The 792-nt window shown below is 37.5% G+C and carries 2 tRNA genes; one reads left to right on the top strand and one right to left on the bottom strand.

Going from position 1 to position 792, the window contains the following annotated elements:
• Positions 1–89: 89 nt before the first annotated feature.
• A tRNA-Asn gene (locus ACYVHJ_RS11600) sits at positions 90–163 on the bottom strand.
• A gap of 431 nt (positions 164–594) precedes the next feature.
• Here ACYVHJ_RS11600 and ACYVHJ_RS11595 point away from each other — a divergent pair.
• Positions 595–668: transfer RNA gene (locus tag ACYVHJ_RS11595), tRNA-Pro, on the top strand.
• The last annotated feature ends 124 nt before the right edge of the window (positions 669–792 follow it).

The raw sequence follows: 792 nt of genomic DNA, 5'->3' as shown, positions 1-792 counted from the left end.
TAGAATTTATCGATTAACTCAGAATATAAGATATAGACAAAAAACTGATCCATAATAAAAAAAGCCAACACTTTCTGTGTTGGCTTTTGCTCCTCCTCTTGGGCTCGAACCAAGGACCCTCTGATTAACAGTCAGATGCTCTAACCAACTGAGCTAAGGAGGAATTTGCTTTTCTTTTTAGGCCTTTGCCTTAATTGAGATGCAAACATAACAGGTAAGTTATTTTTTTCCAAATATGAGATGATCGTTTTTATAATTTATTTTTCAACAAAATAAATTCTCATTCAGAATCAACCACTTATAGAAATAAAAAAATTCATCATTCACCCTACTTTTTCTTGTCTAACTTTAAATCTAATTCTAAAAGTTATTTTTGAATCGAATCTCTTTTAATTAATTGAAAATAGATTAAATTTGCCTTTCCTTTTAAAGCAATAAAAGGATTCTTAAGAGTAATCTCGGGGTGTGGCGCAGCTCGGTAGCGTATCCTGNTCTCGGGGTGTGGCGCAGCTCGGTAGCGTATCCTGACAAAGGTCAGGAGGGTCGCCAGTTTAGACTTCGAATAAAAAGAAATAGTAGAAATTAAATAATTCTCGGGGTGTGGCGCAGCTCGGTAGCGTACTTGCATGGGGTGCAAGGGGTCGCAGGTTCAAATCCTGTCACCCCGACGAGAAGCCAGGCTGGGATTAACCCGGCCTGGCATTTTTTATGAACTATTCTGTCTACATATTGTATTCTGTTTCACTTGACCGTTATTACGTAGGTCAGAGTAAAAACAATTTAGAGCGTTTT

The sequence above is a fragment of the Cyclobacterium sediminis genome (assembly GCF_054781075.1).
The sequence above is the reverse complement of the archived record's forward strand: the minus strand, read 5'-3'. Positions and strand labels throughout refer to the sequence as shown.